This window comes from Corallococcus macrosporus DSM 14697 (assembly GCF_002305895.1).
GTDB classification, from domain to species: domain Bacteria; phylum Myxococcota; class Myxococcia; order Myxococcales; family Myxococcaceae; genus Myxococcus; species Myxococcus macrosporus.
Genome location: NZ_CP022203.1, coordinates 7292755 through 7308945, shown reverse-complemented (window position 1 = coordinate 7308945; position 16191 = coordinate 7292755). Strand labels below are relative to the sequence as shown.

Sequence of the window (16191 nt, the reverse complement as noted above, 5' to 3'; positions counted from 1 at the left end):
GTCTGTCACTCCCAGAGGTTGATGGACTTCGCGGCGCGCACGAAGGCGCGCACCGCCTCCACGTCCTTGATGCCAGGGGCGGACTCCACGCCGCTGGCCACGTCCACGCCGTAGGGCCGCGTCGCGCGCACCGCCTGGGCCACGTTGGAGGGCTTGAGGCCACCCGCCACCAGCACCGGCACGCCGCTCCCCGAAAGCCCGGCGACCAGGGACCAGTCGAAGCCCACCCCGCCGCCGCCGTACCCCGGGGCCGCGCCGTCCAGCAGCAGGCCCTTCACGTCCCCCACGCCCACATACGTCCGGGCCCGGGCCACATCTTCCGGCCCCGTCACCCGCAGCGCCTTGATGACGGGCACCCCGTAGCCCGAGCAGGCCTCCGGGGGCTCGTCCCCATGGAGCTGCACGGCCGTGAGGCCGCAGGCGCGCACCGTCTCCCGGATGGTGTCCGGCGCCGCGTTGACGAACACCCCCAGCAGCGCGCCCAGCGGCGGACGCGTGCGCGCCAGGGCCGCCGCCGTGGGCAGGTCCAGGTAGCGGGGGGACTTCGGATAGAAGTTGAGGCCCAGCGCGTCCACGCCCGCCTCCCACGCGGCCACCGCGTCGGACAGCCGGGTGACGCCGCACACCTTCACGCGGACGCTCATGGGGCCGCGTCCTCCAGCCCGAGCAGCCGCCGCAGCGCGTGTCCAGGGTCGGGCTCGCGGAGCAGCGACTCGCCCACCAGGACCGCGTCCGCGCCCGCGTCCTGGGCCGCCAGCAGGTCCGCGGGGTTTTCAGGCCGCTCTCCGCCACCAGCACCCGGGCCCGGGTGCGGAGCTTCGGCATCACCCGCAGCGCCGTCCCCGTGTCCGTCTTCAGCGTGGCGAGGTCGCGGTTGTTGATGCCCACCAGCTTCGCGCCCGCGGCCAGCGCGCGCTCGGCGTGCGCCTCCGTGTGGGCCTCCACCAACGCGGCCACGCCCACCGCCTTCGCCGTGGCGACCATCTCCCGCAGCTCGCCGTCCTCCAGCGCGTCGGCGATGAGCAGCACCGCGTCGGCGCCCCACAGCGCGCTCTCCTCCACTTCACGCGCGGCGACGAGGAAGTCCTTGCGCAGCACGGGCAGCGCCACCGCCGCCCGCACCGCCACGAGGTCCTCCAGCGCGCCGCCGAAGTCCGGCCCATCCGTCAGCACGCTGATGGCGCTGGCGCCCGCGGCCTCATAGGCCCGGGCCACCGCCACCACGTCGGCGTGGGGGAACGCGCCCCCTGACGGGCTCTTGCGCTTCACCTCCGCGATGACGCTCACGCGCCGCCCGGAGCGGTGGGTCACCAGGCCCTGGGCGAAGTCGCGGTGGACGGGGCGCACGCGAGGCGCCATGGGCGGACGCGCCGCGAGCTCCTGGCGTTTGCGCGCCATGATGCGATCCAACGTTCCTGGCGCAGGGCCGTTCGAAGGGAGGGTCATGACACGGCCCCATCGATGAGCGCCGCCAGCTTGCGCCGCGCCGCGCCCGAGTCGATGGCGTGCTCGGCCTTGCGCACGCCGTCACGCAGGTCCGTCACCAGCCCGACGACGACGAGCGCCGCCGCCGCGTTGAGCAGCACCGCCGTGCGCAGCCCCGAGCGCTCGCCGTCCAGCAGCGCGCGCAGCCGCTGCGCGTTCTCCTCCGCGTCGCCGCCCGCGATGGCCTCGCGCGGCACCACGTCCAGCCCGGCGTCCCGGGGCGACACCGTGAAGGTGTGGACCGTGCCGTCCTCGCGCAGCTCCGCGACCTGTGTGGCGCTGCACGGGGAGATTTCATCCAGCCCGTCGTGCCCGTGCACCACCCACGCGCGGCGGCTGCCGAGCCGGCCCAGCACCCGCGCCGTCTGCTCCACGCGCCCGCCGTCGAAGGTCCCCAGGAGCTGGTAGCGCGCGCCCGCCGGGTTCGTCAGCGGCCCCAGCAGGTTGAACACGCTGTGGAACCCCATGTCCCGCCGCGCCTGCGCCACGTGCCGCAGGGCCCCGTGGTGCGAGGGCGCGAAGAGGAAGCCCACGCCGTGCTCGTCGATGTCCCGCGCCACGCGCTCGTGCGGACGCTCCATGGAGACGCCCAGCGCCGCCAGCACGTCCGCGCTGCCACAGCGGCTGGAGACCGCGCGGTTGCCGTGCTTGGCCACCGTCACCCCCGCCCCGGCGGCCACGAAGGCCACCGCGGTGGAGATGTTGAAGGTGTGCGCGCCGTCTCCGCCCGTGCCGCAGGTGTCCAGCACCACCTCCGCGCGCGGGGACAGCTTCGCCGCGCAGGCCCGCATGGCCTCCGCCGCGCCGAGGATTTCATCCTCCGTCTCACCCTTCATCTTCAGCGCCGTCGCCAGCGCGCCAACCTGGGCAGGCGAAGCCTCCCCGGCGAGCATCAGACCCATGACGCGGGTCATCTCCTCGCGGGTGAGGTCGCGCCGGCCCACCACCTTGCCCAGCGCTTCCTTGAGGGTCATGGCCTATCCCAGCCTGACGACTTCGCGGCCCATCGCCTGGGCGATGGCGCGGACCTCGTTCATGGACTTCTCGAACTCGGAGAAGTCCAGCGACTGGGCGCCGTCCGACTTCGCGCGCGGCGGGTCGGGGTGCACCTCGACGATGATGCCGTCCGCCCCCACCGCCGTCGCCGCGCGCATCATCGCCGGCACCGCCTTGCGCACGCCGATGCCGTGCGACGGGTCCACGAAGACGGGCAGGTGCGACAGCGCCTTCAGCATGGGCACCGCGTTGAGGTCCAGCGTGTTGCGCGTCATCGTCTCGAACGTGCGGATGCCGCGCTCGCAGAGGATGACCTGCGTGTTGCCGCGGGCGACGATGTACTCGGCCGCCATCAGCAGCTCCTTGATGGTGGCGCTCATGCCGCGCTTGAGCAGCACGGGCTTGCGCAGCTCGCCCACCGCCTCCAGCAGGCTGAAGTTCTGCATGTTGCGCGCGCCAATCTGGAGGATGTCCGTGGCGTCCGCGACGGCCTGGAGCGTGGCGGTGTCCTTCACCTCGGTGGTGACGAGCAGGCCCGTCTCCTGGCGCGCCTCGGCCAGCAGCGCGAGCCCGTCACCCTTGAGGCCCTGGAACTCATAGGGGCTGGTGCGCGGCTTGAACGCGCCGCCGCGCAGCATGGTGGCGCCCGCCTTCTTCACCGCGTGCGCGGTGGAGAGGATCTGCTCGCGCGACTCCACCGAGCACGGACCGGCGATGACGTGGAAGGCCGAGCCGCCAATCGTCAGGTCGCCGACGCGAAGCTGCGTGTCCTCCGGCTTCACCTCGCGGCTGACGAGCTTGAACGGCTGGGAGATGGCGACGGCGTCCGCGACGCCAGGGAGCACGCGGAAGGGCTCCGGCTCCACCGCGCCCGGATTTCCAGTGATGCCAACCGCCGTGCGAGTGCCCCCTGGAATCGCGTGCGGTTGCCAACCACGACGGCGGATTTCATCGTTCACACGCTCGATGTCCTGGGCCGTCGCGTCGGGTCGCATCACGATCAACATGGGGCTACCTGCTTTCTCTTGCTCCGAAGGGGTGTTGTGGGCCGGGAGCATCCGGCGCCGGGTTTCACGGGGGTGACGAACAACAGCCGGTGGTTCTGCATCAAGTGTCTGTTGCCCGCAACCGCCTCCGAGTCTCCCTTGCGCCTCCCACGCTTATCAAGCGAGCGTGAGTGCTTTTCTTGAGCAGAATCTGGGAGGAGCGCGGTGCCGAATCCGGAGGTCATCGTCGTCGGTGCGGGACTCGCGGGGCTGGCGTGCGCGCGGGCGCTCGTCGCGTCACGGGTGAAGGTGTTGCTGCTGGAGGGAAGCGACGCACCCGGGGGCAGGGTCCGCACGGATGTCCATGAGGGCTTCCTGCTAGACAGGGGCTTCCAGGTGTACCTGGCCGCGTATCCGGAGGGCCGGCGCACCCTGGACCTGGAGGCGCTGTCGCTGCGCCGGTTCATCCCCGGCGCCCGGGTGCGGCGGGGTGGCAGGTTTCACACGGTGGCGGACCCGCTGCGCCGGCCCGTGGACGCGCTCACCCACCTGTTCGCCCCCGTGGGGACGTTCGGGGACAAGCTGCGCGTGCTGGAGCTGCGGCAGCTCGCGCTCTCGGGGGAAGTGGAGGACGTGTGGCAGCGCCCGTCGCGCACGTCGCGGCGCTACCTGGACGAGCTGGGCTTCACGGAGGCGCTGCGCGAGTCGTTCCTGCGCCCCTTCTTCGCGGGCATCTTCCTGGAGAAGGAGCTGTCCACCTCCAGCCGCTTCCTGGAGTTCGTCTTCCGCATGTTCGCCAGCGGGTACGCGGCGGTCCCCGAGTCGGGGATGGGCGTCATCCCGGAGCAGCTCGCCGCGAGGCTGCCAGCGGGCATGCTGCGGATGCGCGCGCCCGTGTCGGACGTGTGGGGGCACCGCGTGCGCCTGGCGGACGGAGAGCTGATTGGCGCCAGGGCGGTGGTGGTGGCCACCGACCCGGCGAGCGCCGTGGGGCTGCTGCCGGGCATGGTGCCTCCGCTGATGAACCGGGTGACGTGCCTCTACTTCGCCGCGCCGGAGCCCCCCGTGGAGGGCCCCTGGCTGCTGCTCAACGGCGAGGGCCGGGGCCGGGTGAACAACGTGGCGGTGATGAGCGAGGTCTCACCCGCGTACGCGCCTCGCGGACAGGCGCTCGTGTCCGTGTCCGTCGTCGGCGCCACGCCGGACCTGGACACGCTGCAGGCCGAGGTGCGCGCGGAGCTGGCGGACTGGTTCGGTCCCGCGGTGTCCGCGTGGCGGCACCTGCGCACCTACGCGCTTCCGCTCGCGCTGCCCGCGCAGCCGCCCGAGGCGCTGGAGCCGCCACGCCGGCCGGTGCGGCTGTCACCGGGCCTGTTCGTATGTGGAGACCACCGCGACAATGCCTCCATCGACGGCGCGCTGATGTCGGGCCGCCGCGCCGCGGAGGCCGTCCTGAGGGAGCTGGAGCACGGATGAGACACCTGGGACGCATGGCCATCCTGCTGGGCGCCACGCTCGCCGCGGCGGGCTGCAAATCCGCCAAGAGCGCACCCGAGCCGGCCGAACCCCCGGCGGCGCGGGCGCAGGCGCGCGCGGCGGGGGCGTCACTGCGGCCGGTGTCCGCGTTCGCTGGCATCGCGGATGAGAGGCAGCGGTCGGCCGCGCTCTTCGTCGAGGCGGGGCGCGTGATAACGCACCCCCGCTGCGTCAACTGCCACCCCGCGGATGGAGTCCCCCGGCAGGGCATGGACCAGCGGCCGCACGTGCCCGCCGTGGCGGGGGGCCCTTCGGGGCATGGAACGCCCGCCCTGCCGTGCACCGCGTGTCACCAGGAGCGGAACACGCCGCTGGTGGGGGCGACGGTGCGCAGCGTGCCGGGCAACCCGAAGTGGGCGCTGGCCCCGGCGGAGATGGCCTGGGTGGGCGTGCCCCTGGGGAAGATTTGCGAGCAGCTCAAGGACCCCGCGCGCAACGGCGGCAAGTCCCTGGAGGCGCTGCACCACCACATGGCCGAGGACGTCCTGGTGGGCTGGGGGTGGGAGCCGGGCGCTGGCCTGGAGCCCGTGCCAGGGACGCAGCGTGCGTTTGGTGAGTTGATCCGCGCGTGGATTGACACGGGCGCGGTCTGCCCGCGCCCCTGACACGACCGGGTGGGCCTGATAGACCCCCTTCGATGAAGGACCTTCCGGATTCGAGGAATCAGGTGTTCGCCTTCGAGGAGCACCGCGCGGCGCTCGTCGGCCATTGCTACCGCATGCTGGGGTCCATCTCGGAAGCGGATGACGCCGTCCAGGAGACGATGGTCCGCGCCTGGCGCGCGATGGACCGGTTCGAGGGGCGCTCGTCGGTCCGGACCTGGCTGTACACCATCGCCACCCGCGTGTGCATGGACGCGTTGTCGGCGAGCGGTCGCCGCGCGCGGCCCATGGAGCTGGGGCCCGCGTACTCCATTGACGGGCCGCTGACGCCGCTGCCCGCGAACAGCTGGATTGAGCCCATCCCAGACGCGCTGGCCGTGCCGTCGGACGTGGACCCGTCCGAGCAGGTGTCGCTGCGTCAGAGCATCCGGCTCGCGTTCCTCGCGGCGCTCCAGCACCTGCCGCCGAAGCAGCGCGCGGTGCTCCTGCTGGCCGAGGTCCTGGGCTGGCCCGCCGCCGAAATCGCCGAGACGCTGGAGACGTCGGTGGCCTCGGTCAACAGCGCGCTCCAGCGCGCCCGGGTGACGCTGTCGGACCTGGGGCTGGATGACTCCGACTACCAGGCGCCGCAGTCCGACGCCCAGGCGGCGTTGCTGGACCGCTACGTGGACGCGTTCGAGCGCTACGACATGGACGCCTTCACCGCGCTGCTCCACGAGGAGGTGACCCTGAATATGCCTCCCTTCTCGCTGTGGCTCCAGGGGCACGAGTCCATTCGTGGCTGGTTCCTGGGAAGGGGAGCCGTCTGCCGGGGCTCCCGGCTGGTGCCGACCTCGGCCTGTGGCTCACCGGCCTTTGGCCAGTACCACGCGAGCAGTGAGGGGGAGCCCTACACGCCGTGGTCGCTCATCGTCCTGGAGCTGTCCGGTGGACGCATCGCGGCAATGACCCACTTCCTCGACACGAAGACGTTGTTCCCGCGCTTCGGCCTCCCCCTGGAGCTCCCCCGGTAGGTGGGGCGGCGAAAATCTTCCTGGAAAAGGACCGATGATTTCGGGGCGGCCGGGCAGTCTCAACCTTCAAAACCCACCCTCCCTGGAGGCGAACATGAAGGTCAGCCGTCCCCGCAAGCTCTTCCTCAACCTGCCCGTGGCCGACCTGAAGCGCTCGGTCGACTTCTTCACCAGGCTCGGCTTCGAGTTCAACAAGGACTTCACCGACGAGAACGCCACCTGCATGGTGGTGGGCGAGGACGCGTTCGTGATGCTCCTCACGCACACCCGCTTCAAGGACTTCATCAAGAAGCCCCTGCACGACGCGACCCAGAGCACCGCGGGCACCTACGCGCTGTCCGCCGACAGCAAGGCGGAGGTCGACGAGATGGTGAAGATCGCGCTGGCGAACGGCGGCTCTCCCGCGGCGGAGGCCATGGACCTCGGCTTCATGTACGGCGGCAGCTTCTACGACCCGGACGGCCACCACTGGGAGTTGGCCTGGATGGACCCGGGCCAGATGCCGCCGCAGTAGGCCGCGGGCGTCTCGCGCCGCGCGGGGGCCCCGGGCCTCCGCGTGGCGCTGGCGCGGCACACGCGGGCCCGTCAGTGCGAGCCTTCGGCCGTCTTCACTGGCGGCAGCCACTTGCGCAGCACGCCGGGCGAGCTCTTCCGGTAGATGTTGTCGTGGCGCAGGTCCGGCCGGGGCTCGACCTCCCACTTCAGTCCCGGGGGCGCGCTGGCGCGGAGGACCTCACCCAGCCGCGCCACGGCGGGGACGATGTCCGTCTCATCGGCGGAGGACACGTAGAGCCCCGCGCGCAGGTCGGGCCGGGCCGCGAGCCGCTCACCCGCCTCCTTCACCAAGGACTCCGCGTTCCACCACAGGCTGGGGCTCAGCGCGAGGTAGGTGTCGAACAGCTCCGGCTGGAGGAAGAACGTCTCCACGATGAAGTAGCCCGCGAGCGACTCGCCGATGATGGCCCGCTCCCGCGTCACCCGGTAGCGGCGCTCCACCTCCGGCATCAGCTCCTCGTGGATGAAGGCGCGGAACTCCGCCGAGCCTCCAATGACAGGGGCCACCTCCCGGTCCGAAGCCACCGTGGTCGGGCCCGTCATGTCCCGCCGCCGCACGGTGTTCTCGATGCCCACGATGATGAGGGGCCGCAGTTCGCCCGCGCGGATGGCCGCGTCGACGGTGGTGGCCAGGTGCGGGAAGTCCTCCTTCAGCCCTCCGTCGGGCATGTAGAGCACCGGGAAGCGTGCCTCCGGCGTCGCCGCGTAGCCCGGCGGCAGATAGACGGTGATGTGGCGGGTCTCCTTCAGCTTCGCGGACTCGAGGGTGAAGGTCTGGTGGGGCGGTACGGGCTCGAGCACAGCGGGCCGGGTGCTCGCGCACGCGCACCCGAGGACGAGCAACAGCAGCCCCATGCACTTCATCAATGTCCGCATCACCTGCTCCCTCCGCGTTCGGCGAGCCCTCGTTGCTCGCGACCGGGATACTGCCCCGCGCCCCGCATGCCCCACCAGGGGCCTCCGGACGCATGGGCACGGGTCAGCGCACCTCGAAGTGATGGGCGCCCTGCGGCATCTCGGAAGACCTCGATGCCGCCAGGGGTGAGGGTCAGGGCTTCTGGCGCGCCGGCGACGGAGTGGGAGGACTCGACGTGGGGTTGTCTGGGCCCGCCGCGGCGGGCGCGGTCTGGGCTTCGTCGATGGGGGCGGCGTTGAACAGCGGGTCATCGGGCAGCACCAGCGACAGGGCCCGGCTGCTGTCGAGCTGCGCGGTGAGCGGGTTGGCGCGCAGGTCCAGGACATGGCCTCCCAGCTTCCGGTCCGCGTCCACGAAGTGGAAGTGCCACCCGGGGATGATGACGCCGGCCACGTAGCTGGGGAACCGGAAGCCCACGAGGGTGCCCGTGACATCCTTGGCTTCGTAGACCTGCTGCTGCGCGAGGAGCGCCCGCATGTTGGGGTAGGGCGGCTTCTGGCGCGGCACGCTGCGCAGCTTCATGTGCTGGAAGCGGCCATCGATGCGCACGGCGTGGAAGTGGTTCCGGGAACCGAGCCGCGCATCCAGCGCCTTCGCGAAGGCGCTGAAGTCAGCGACGGCGGGGAGGGTGAGCCGGCGGTCCGGGACGAATCGCTTGAGGGTGGCGAAGGAGGTCCGCGCATCGGCTGGCAGGCGCCGCAGCTCGCCGTCCACGGCTGCGTGCCACACGACGCCGTCCAGGATGATGACCTCGCCGTCCGTGGGGCTGAGCGCGCCGGTGCCGAAATCACCGAGCCGGAGCAGCTCGCCGAAGCGCGTCGGGCCTTCGTGCACGCCGGCCATGAATCCAGCGGCTGGGGCGAACTGGTGGACCACGTCCCCAGGCACCGCCTGCTCGGCCTGCGCCAGTGACGCGCCCAGGAGCAGGGCGAGCCCAGCGGCGCGGCGGGCGTGTCCTGGGACAGGACCGCGCGCGGATACGGTGTCGCGAGGGGAGGGGGGCGAGTCGGGCATGGCGCGAAGCTCCTCGTCGGGGGGAGCGGAAGAATTGGACCGCCGAGGCTGCTGGCACAATCGGGGTGAAACGCATCAGGATGTTGCGTACGGTGCAGCAATGCCGATGCTCGATACCGATCGCCTCGGCGGCATGCGCGCCTTCGTCGCCGTCGCCACCCGGCACAGCTTCGTCGCCGCCGCGGGCGAGCTGGGGCTCAGCCCCTCCGCGCTCAGCCGACGCATCGCGCACCTGGAGCGGGCGCTCGGCTGCCGGCTGTTGCAGCGCACCACCCGGCGTGTCGCGCTCACCGAGGCCGGGGCGTTGTACCTGGAGCGCTGCCTGGATGTGCTGGCGCGCGCCGACGAGGCCGACGCCGCGGTGTCCGCGTTCTCCGCGCAGCCCCGGGGCCTGCTGCGCGTGTCCCTGCCCAACCTCTATGGTCAGCTTCGCGTCGCGCCCCTGCTGCCGGAGTTCATGCGCCGCTACCCGCTGCTGCGGTTGGAGGTGACGATGGAGGACCGCTACATCGACCTGGTCGAGCAGCGCATCGACGTGGGGGTGCGGATCGGCGACTTGCGCAGTGGCGACTACGTGGCGCGCCGCCTGGCGCTGAACCGCCGCCGCCTGTGCGCGTCACCCGAGTACCTGCGACGCAAGGGGACGCCGCTCACGCCGGCCGACCTGCGCGCTCATGCCTGCCTCCAGTTCGCGCCGCGGATGAAGGAACTCCCGTGGGTGCTGATTCGGGGCGGACGGCGGACCCAGGTGGCCGTGGAGCCCCTGCTCCGCGCCGACAACGCGGAGGCGCTCCGGCAGGCGGCGCTCGGCGGCTGTGGCATCACGCTGCTCGCGGACTTCGTGATGGGCCAGGACCTGGAGGCGGGCCGGCTGGTCGAGGTCCTGGCTTCGTGGCGCGTGGCGGATAGCTGGGTCTGGGCGGTGTACCCGCACGCGCGCTTCCTGCCGATGAAGACGCGCGTGTTCGTCGACTTCTTGAGCGAGCGGCTGGGGGATTCAGGCCCGCCGCCCGCGCAAGCCGTCACAGCTCCGTCGAGCGCTCGGCCTCCTCCACGGACGTCGCGGCGCCGGGCCTCGACCCGGCGTTGAGGAGCAGCCGGCCCAGGATGAGCGCCAGGACGGCCGCGGCGCCGCTCGCGGCCAGCACGCCCAGCTTGGCGGCGGCGAGGAGCTCCGAATTCGTGAAGGCCAGCTGCGCGATGAACAGGGCCATGGTGAAGCCGATGCCCGCGGTGGTCCCCAGCACCAGGAGGTCCCGGACGCCCAGGCCCCGTGGCAGCGTCGCGAGCCGCAGCTTCAGCGCGAGCCAGCAGGCCCCGACGACGCCCAGCGGCTTGCCCACCAGGAGCCCCACGGTGGCCGCCGTGGCCACGGCCCACGCGGACGGGTCCAGCGGCCCGGCTTGAATCGACACGCCCGCGTTCGCGAGCGCGAACACCGGCATGATGCCGAAGGCGACCCAGGGGTGCAGCGTGGCGATCAGGCTCTCCGAAGGCGACATGGCCTCACGGCGCGCGGCGTCCACGCGGCGCAAGGTCTCCGAGAGGTGGTGCGAGGACAGCGTGCCCGGCTGCGCCTGGGCGATGTGCTCGAGCTCGGTCCGAGCTCCGGTGATGAACCCCTCCGGACCGAGCCAGACGCGCACCGGGGTGATGAGCCCGACGATGACCCCCGCAATCGTCGGATGGATTCCCGCGGAATAGACGCCGGCCCAGGCGATGAACGCCGGAACGACGTAGGCCCACTTCGAGCGCACGCCGAACCGCTGCATCGCGAAGACCCCCAGGATTCCCAGCGCCGCGACGAGCAGCCCCGTGACGGCCACGCCCGACGAGTAGAACAGCGCGATGACGATGATGGCGCCCAGGTCGTCGATGACGGCGAGCGCCAGCAGGAGCACGCGCAGGGCCGGCGGCACCCGGCTCCCCAGGAGCGTGAGGATGCCCACCGCGAACGCGATGTCCGTGGCCATGGGAACGCCCCAGCCCGAGCGGGTGGCGGGCGTGTCCGCCAGGAGCAGGTAGAGGCCCGCCGGAGCGAGCATTCCACCCAGCGCCGCGGCGGCGGGGAGCGCGGCGCGGCGCAACTCCGAAAGCTCGCCCTGGTGGACCTCGCGGCGAATCTCCATGCCCACGACGAAGAAGAAGATGGCCATCAGGCCGTCATTGACCACCCATTCGAGGCTGCGCTCGAAGGTGAAGTCACCGACGCGGATTCCCAGCGGCGTGTGCCAGAAGTGCGCGTAGCTCTCCGCCCAGGGGGAGTTCGCCCACAGGAGGGCGACCGCCGCGGCCACGAGCAGCAGGATGCCGCTGGCCGCCTCGATGTGGAGGAAGCGCTCCACCGGCCGGCTCGCGAGGCGGGAGAGGCGAAGCAAGGGGGCCCAGGCCTCGGGCGGATGGGGAGCCTGCCCCGGTGGCGTGGTCGTGGACATGCGCTATCCCTGCCGGCGGTGTCGCCAGCGGGGATGGCGGCCCGACCATCCCGTTCCTGCGGCGTGCATCGCCGCACCCTTCACGTGGGGAAACACATTCACATGGCGCGCGGTCTCCGTCGAGCATTGTCGACATGGGGCGAGCTCGCCGTGGGCTTGCTTTCCCGGTGTGGCGCCAGCGGGGATGCGTGGCGACGCAACCCGCCCCTGGCTGGGCTCCACCGGCGGTGGCGCACTGCCGGTGAACGTGCCTGGTCCCGTGCTGCGAGGGCCTGACGTGCTCCGGGCTTCGCGCAGGCGCGCCGCGGCCTCAGCGCCCTTGGAGCGCCGCGGCCAGCCGCTCCGGCGTCAGCGGCAGCTCCCGCAGCCTCGCCCCCGTGGCATCGAAGAGGGCGTTGGCCAGCGCCGCCGACGTGGGGCCCTGGGCCGCCTCGCCCACGCCCAGGAGGGGCTCCCCCGGACGCTCGATGAGCGCGACGTCGATGGGCGGCACCTCCGAGAACGTGAGGATGGGGTAGCTGCGCCAGTCTCGCGAGGTGACGCGCCGCGCGTCGTAGCGGACCGCCTCCTTGAGGCTCCAGCTCAGTGACTGGATGAGCCCACCCTCGAGCTGGTTGGAGAGCCCATCCGGATTGACGATTTCGCCCGCGTCCGCGGCCAGCACCGCGCGCAGGACCTGGATGGCGTGTGTCTCCGGGTCGACGCGCACTTCCATGCAGACGGCGCAGTAGCTCGCGAGGTTCTTGTAGCGCGCGAAGCCGATGCCGCGCCCGTGCCCCCGCGCCCTGGGCGCCGCCGTCCATCCGAAGCGCTCCGCCGCCTTCTGGATGACGGCCTTCGCGCGCGCGTCCTGGAGCTGCCGGAGCCGGAAGGCCACCGGGTCCACCTTCGCGGCATGGGCCAGCTCATCCATGAAGGACTCGATGGCGAAGACGTTGCCGTACGCGCCCAGGCCCCGGAGCGAGGAGACGCGCAAGGGCATCCGGGGGATGAAGTGGGTCATCACCTTCCGGCCCGGGAAGCCGTAGAGCGGGATGGCGTTGCGGTCCGCGGCGTAGTTCGGCGGGCCGCCGTTGCCCGGCGTGGGCATGGGCGTGGGGGACGCGAGAGAGCGCCCCGCCAGGAGGTTTCCGGGGTGTCCTCCCGGCCGCGTGCCGTGGGGCGTGGACCAGAGCTCATAATGCCAGTCGAGCACGTTGCCTTCCGCGTCCACGCCCGCGCGCGCCTTCATCACCATGGCGGAGCCGTAGGGCTCGCAGGCGTGTTCGTCCTCGCGGGACCACTGCACCCGCACCGCGTGGCCGGGCAGGGCGCGGGCGAGCAGCGCCGCGTCGGCGGCGGCGTCGTCCGCGCCGTTGTGGCCGTAGCAGCCGGAGCCGGGCAGGTGCTTGCCGTGGACGTGGTCCACCGGGACGCGGAGCATCCTCGCGATGGCCGCGCTGGTCTCGAAGACGCTCTGGCTGTGGGTGTGGAGCGTGAGGCGCTCGCCGTCCCACTCCGCCACCGCGCAGGACGGGCCGATGGCGCCATGCATCTGGTAGGGCCGCCTGTATTGCGCCTCCAGCGTGCGGGTGGGCGCGACGTCGGTGGGCCGGACGGTGTCCTCGATGAGGAAGTCGCGGCTGGGCTGTGCCAGCAGCCAGGCGTACGGGTCCGCGGGCAGGGTGGCCTCTTCGCGCCAGCGCGCGCTCCGCGCCAGGGCCGCCGCGGCCTGGATGGCCTGCCACTCCTTCGTGGCGATGACGCCCAGGAAGTCACCGTCACGGACCACCTTGCGCACGCCAGGCATCCGCTCCACGGCCGCGGCGCCCACCTCCAGCAGCGAGGCGCCGTGCGACGGCGCGCGGATGACGCGCCCATGCACCAGGTTGGCGGGCCGGAGGTCGTGCACGAAGCTGGCCTCTCCAGCAATCTTTCCCGGCAGGTCCAGGCGCGGCACCGAGCGGCCCGCGTGGTGGCGCGCGATGGGCGGCTTGGGCTTCACCGTCCCCGTCGCCTCGCGACTCAGCGCCTTGCCGCCCACGAGGCTCCAGTACGTGACGGAGGCCCCCTTCGCGCCGCCAGCCCGGATGGTCCCGTCCCGCACGCGCAGGTGCTCCACGGGGATGCCAAGCTGCTTGCTGGCCATGTCCAGGAGGATGGCGCGGACCTCGGCGGACGCATGGCGCACCGCCCTGCCGCCCTCGGAGACGGAGTTGCTGCCGGCGGTGGTCCCCTCGTACGGCGACAGCTCGGTGTCACCGGAGATGACCATCAGCCGTGACAGGTCGATGTCCAGCTCGTCCGCGCAGAGCTGCCCCAGCGCCGTCAGGATGCCCTGGCCCAGCTCCACCTTGCCCGTCTTCAGGGTGACGCCGCCGTCCGCGCCGATGCGCAGCCACGCGTCGAGCCGCGGGTTGCGTCGCAGGCTCCCAGGAAGCCCCGCGCCTCCCGGCGCCGCGCCCAGGGCGCGCGGGCCCGTGAGGGCGAAGGCCAGGAGCAGCGAGCCCTGGAGGACCTCGCGGCGGCTCGGGCGGAGGCTCATCGCGCCAGCTCCTCCGCGGCGCGCTGGATGGCCCGGACGATGCGGTTGTGCGAGCCACACCGGCACAGGTTCGCGTCCAGCGCCGCGCGAAGCTCCGCCTCGGTGGGGCGGGGCTTCGCCTTCAGCAGGGCCGCCGCCGTCATCACCATGCCGGGGATGCAGTAGGCGCACTGGCCCGCCTGCTCGGCCACGAAGGCGCGGTGGAGCGCGTGCTGCGCTCCGTCCGGCCCTCGCAAGCCCTCCACGGTGGTGAGGTTGCGTTCCCGCAGGCGGGCCGCTGGCACGACGCAGGAGCGCAGCGGCGCGCCATTGCTCAACACCGTACACGCGCCGCACTGGCCCACGCCGCAGCCATACCGGGCGCCGTGGAGCCCCAGCTCGTCGCGAAGGACGTAGAGGAGGGGCGTGTCCTCGGGCGCGTCGATGGTGTGCTCCTGGCCGTTGACGTTCAGCGTGAAGGCCATGACGCCTGCTCCTCCCGGGAGACGGTGGACCGCGCAGCGTAGCGTACGCATGCGGCCGGCCAGAGGAGATGTGTCCTGGCGACGCGATATCCCGCCATCAGGTTGCCAGGCCGTGAAGCAGTGCACATCCCGATGAAGGCGCGTGCAGCGCGGGTCATGGATGCCGTTGGATGTCGTTCGCGGGACGGCGGGCAAGGGTGCCCGTCCGGGCCACGCATCAGGTAGGGTGGGGCTTTCCCCAGGAGGGCGTGATGCGGTTGCGGACCTTCCTCACCCTTGGAGCGGTACTCCTTGCGGTCCTGGGGCTGGGGTCCGCGGGGGGGCTCTTCTGGATGACCACCCTGCTTCAGCGGCAGACCACCAGCCTCATCGACGCGGCGGAGCGGGTGCGCGCGGCGGCCGAGCTGGAAATCACGCTGCTGCTGCTCCAGTACGCCCATGAGGTGGAGGGCATCGGGCCCGCGGATATCGGGCCCTCCATTGGCGTGGACGCGCTGCTGCGCGAGGTGCCGGAGCGGCTGGCGCACGTGGAGCTGTACACGGAGACGGAGGTGGAGCGCGGGCTGGTGGCGGCCTCCCGCAGGAGCGTGGAGGCCTATCTCCATGCGCCGGAGTCGGACCGGCGGCTGCGGCTGGCGCAGGCCGTGGACGCGACGCGGGCGGTGATGGACTCCAGCATCGCGCGGGCGCGCGCGGCGCGTGACGAGGCGACCGCGGTGCGCAGGACGGGGCGGCTCATCGGGACGCTGCTCGCGGCGGCGGTGCTGGCCGGCGTGGTGCTGTTCCTCGCCATCGCGCAGACGCGCATCTACCGGCCGCTGGTGGCCATCCGCCGGGCGTTGAGCGCCTTCAAGTCAGGCCGGCGCGAATCCCGGGTGGCGCGCGCGGGGCCTCCCGAGCTCCAGGAGATTGGCGCCGAGTTCAACGACATGGCGGAGACCGTCTCCAGCCAGGACGCCCGGCAGCTCCAGTTCCTGGCGGGCGTGGCGCATGACCTGCGCACGCCGCTCAACGCGCTGAAGCTGTCCGCGCAGATGCTGCTGCGCGCGAAGACGGCGCCGCCGCCGGAGAAGGTGCGGGACTCGCTGGTGCGCATCTCCAACCAGGTGGACCGGCTGGAGCGCATGGTGGGCGACCTCCTGGACCGCACGCGCATCGAGGCGGGGAACCTGGAGCTGCGGCTGGAGGAGTGTGACTTGCGCGGGCTGGTGGAGGAGGTGGTGGAGCTCCACCGGCCGTCCAGCGAGCACCACCGGCTGGAGTTCTCCGTGCCGGACGCGCCCGTGCCGTGGCGGTGTGATTCCACGCGGCTGTCGCAGGTGCTCACCAACCTGGTGAGCAACGCCATCAAGTACTCGCCCCAGGGCGGCGTGGTGGCGCTGCGGCTGGAGTCCACGGGGCGCGAGGCCGTGGTGTCCGTGACGGACCAGGGCGTGGGGATTCCGCCCGGGGAGCTGGGCACCCTCTTCGAGCCCTTCCAGCGCAGCCGGGCCGCGACGAAGGACATCCCGGGCGTGGGGCTGGGGCTCTCCGTGTCCCGCCGGATTGCCCGCGCGCACGGGGGGGACATCGAGGTGGAGAGCGTCCTCGGGACGGGGTCCACGTTCCGGCTCCGCCTGCCGCGCTCCGGGTAGGGCCGGGGCGCAGGGGAGGCTGGCTCACGGC

14 protein-coding genes and 1 pseudogene are annotated in these 16191 nt (G+C 72.3%); 6 read left to right on the top strand and 9 right to left on the bottom strand.

The features are described 5' to 3' along the window. Positions 1-5: 5 nt before the first annotated feature. The 4 genes and pseudogenes from MYMAC_RS29465 to aroF form a co-directional block, all read right to left on the bottom strand. On the bottom strand, positions 6-644 hold the full coding sequence (locus tag MYMAC_RS29465) for a phosphoribosylanthranilate isomerase (protein WP_095960487.1): 639 nt from the start codon (positions 642-644) through the stop codon (positions 6-8). Beyond that, positions 641-1446 (bottom strand): annotated as a pseudogene (locus tag MYMAC_RS29460) (indole-3-glycerol phosphate synthase TrpC). Before MYMAC_RS29460 ends, MYMAC_RS29465 begins: the two are co-directional and overlap by 4 nt. Continuing rightward, entirely contained in the window at positions 1443-2459 is a 1017-nt protein-coding gene (gene trpD, locus MYMAC_RS29455) for an anthranilate phosphoribosyltransferase (RefSeq protein WP_095960486.1), read from the bottom strand. Before trpD ends, MYMAC_RS29460 begins: the two are co-directional and overlap by 4 nt. A 3-nt stretch (positions 2460-2462) precedes the next feature. Next, a complete protein-coding gene (aroF, locus tag MYMAC_RS29450; RefSeq protein WP_013938247.1) occupies positions 2463-3488 on the bottom strand; it encodes a 3-deoxy-7-phosphoheptulonate synthase in 1026 nt (341 codons plus the stop codon). Positions 3489-3692: 204 nt separating this feature from the next. Here aroF and MYMAC_RS29445 point away from each other — a divergent pair, with 204 nt between their 5' ends. The 4 genes from MYMAC_RS29445 to MYMAC_RS29430 all read left to right on the top strand — a co-directional run bounded on the left by MYMAC_RS29445 (position 3693) and on the right by MYMAC_RS29430 (position 7132). Then, positions 3693-4943 (top strand): NAD(P)/FAD-dependent oxidoreductase, encoded by a 1251-nt coding sequence (locus MYMAC_RS29445; protein WP_095960485.1) that lies wholly within the window; start codon positions 3693-3695, stop codon positions 4941-4943. After that, complete coding sequence (locus MYMAC_RS29440) at positions 4940-5608, top strand: Isoquinoline 1-oxidoreductase subunit (RefSeq protein ID WP_095960484.1); 669 nt, start codon at positions 4940-4942, stop codon at positions 5606-5608. The genes MYMAC_RS29445 and MYMAC_RS29440 overlap by 4 nt, the downstream gene beginning before the upstream one ends. A gap of 32 nt (positions 5609-5640) precedes the next feature. After that, positions 5641-6618 carry a sigma-70 family RNA polymerase sigma factor gene (locus MYMAC_RS29435; protein ID WP_043710373.1) on the top strand — a complete coding sequence of 326 codons (978 nt, stop codon included), beginning with the start codon at positions 5641-5643 and terminating at the stop codon, positions 6616-6618. A 94-nt stretch (positions 6619-6712) separates the two neighbouring features. Further along, positions 6713-7132 carry a VOC family protein gene (locus MYMAC_RS29430; RefSeq protein ID WP_095960483.1) on the top strand — a complete coding sequence of 140 codons (420 nt, stop codon included), beginning with the start codon at positions 6713-6715 and terminating at the stop codon, positions 7130-7132. 71 nt (positions 7133-7203) lie between these two features. On the opposite strand, the gene MYMAC_RS29425 is transcribed toward MYMAC_RS29430, so the two are convergent. Then, the gene (locus MYMAC_RS29425; protein ID WP_095960482.1) at positions 7204-8049 is read right to left on the bottom strand and encodes an alpha/beta hydrolase; all 846 of its coding nucleotides are present in this window, start codon (positions 8047-8049) and stop codon (positions 7204-7206) included. A gap of 172 nt (positions 8050-8221) precedes the next feature. Next, a complete protein-coding gene (gene budA / locus MYMAC_RS29420) occupies positions 8222-9103 on the bottom strand; it encodes an acetolactate decarboxylase (protein ID WP_095960481.1) in 882 nt (293 codons plus the stop codon). A 106-nt stretch (positions 9104-9209) separates the two neighbouring features. Here budA and MYMAC_RS29415 point away from each other — a divergent pair, with 106 nt between their 5' ends. Next, positions 9210-10193 carry a LysR family transcriptional regulator gene (locus MYMAC_RS29415; protein ID WP_239989078.1) on the top strand — a complete coding sequence of 328 codons (984 nt, stop codon included), beginning with the start codon at positions 9210-9212 and terminating at the stop codon, positions 10191-10193. Here the strand turns inward: MYMAC_RS29415 and nhaA are convergent. The 3 genes from nhaA to MYMAC_RS29400 form a co-directional block, all read right to left on the bottom strand. After that, the gene (nhaA, locus tag MYMAC_RS29410) at positions 10126-11538 is read right to left on the bottom strand and encodes a Na+/H+ antiporter NhaA (RefSeq protein WP_013938255.1); all 1413 of its coding nucleotides are present in this window, start codon (positions 11536-11538) and stop codon (positions 10126-10128) included. The genes MYMAC_RS29415 and nhaA overlap by 68 nt on opposite strands. A gap of 310 nt (positions 11539-11848) precedes the next feature. Beyond that, positions 11849-14062, bottom strand: coding sequence for a xanthine dehydrogenase family protein molybdopterin-binding subunit (locus MYMAC_RS29405; protein ID WP_095960479.1), 2214 nt, complete (start codon positions 14060-14062; stop codon positions 11849-11851). Continuing rightward, positions 14059-14526 carry a (2Fe-2S)-binding protein gene (locus tag MYMAC_RS29400; RefSeq protein ID WP_013938257.1) on the bottom strand — a complete coding sequence of 156 codons (468 nt, stop codon included), beginning with the start codon at positions 14524-14526 and terminating at the stop codon, positions 14059-14061. Before MYMAC_RS29400 ends, MYMAC_RS29405 begins: the two co-directional genes overlap by 4 nt. Positions 14527-14777: 251 nt before the next feature. On the opposite strand from MYMAC_RS29400, the gene MYMAC_RS29395 reads away from it, so the two are divergent. After that, entirely contained in the window at positions 14778-16160 is a 1383-nt protein-coding gene (locus MYMAC_RS29395) for a HAMP domain-containing sensor histidine kinase (RefSeq protein WP_095960478.1), read from the top strand. Positions 16161-16191 lie beyond the last annotated feature (31 nt).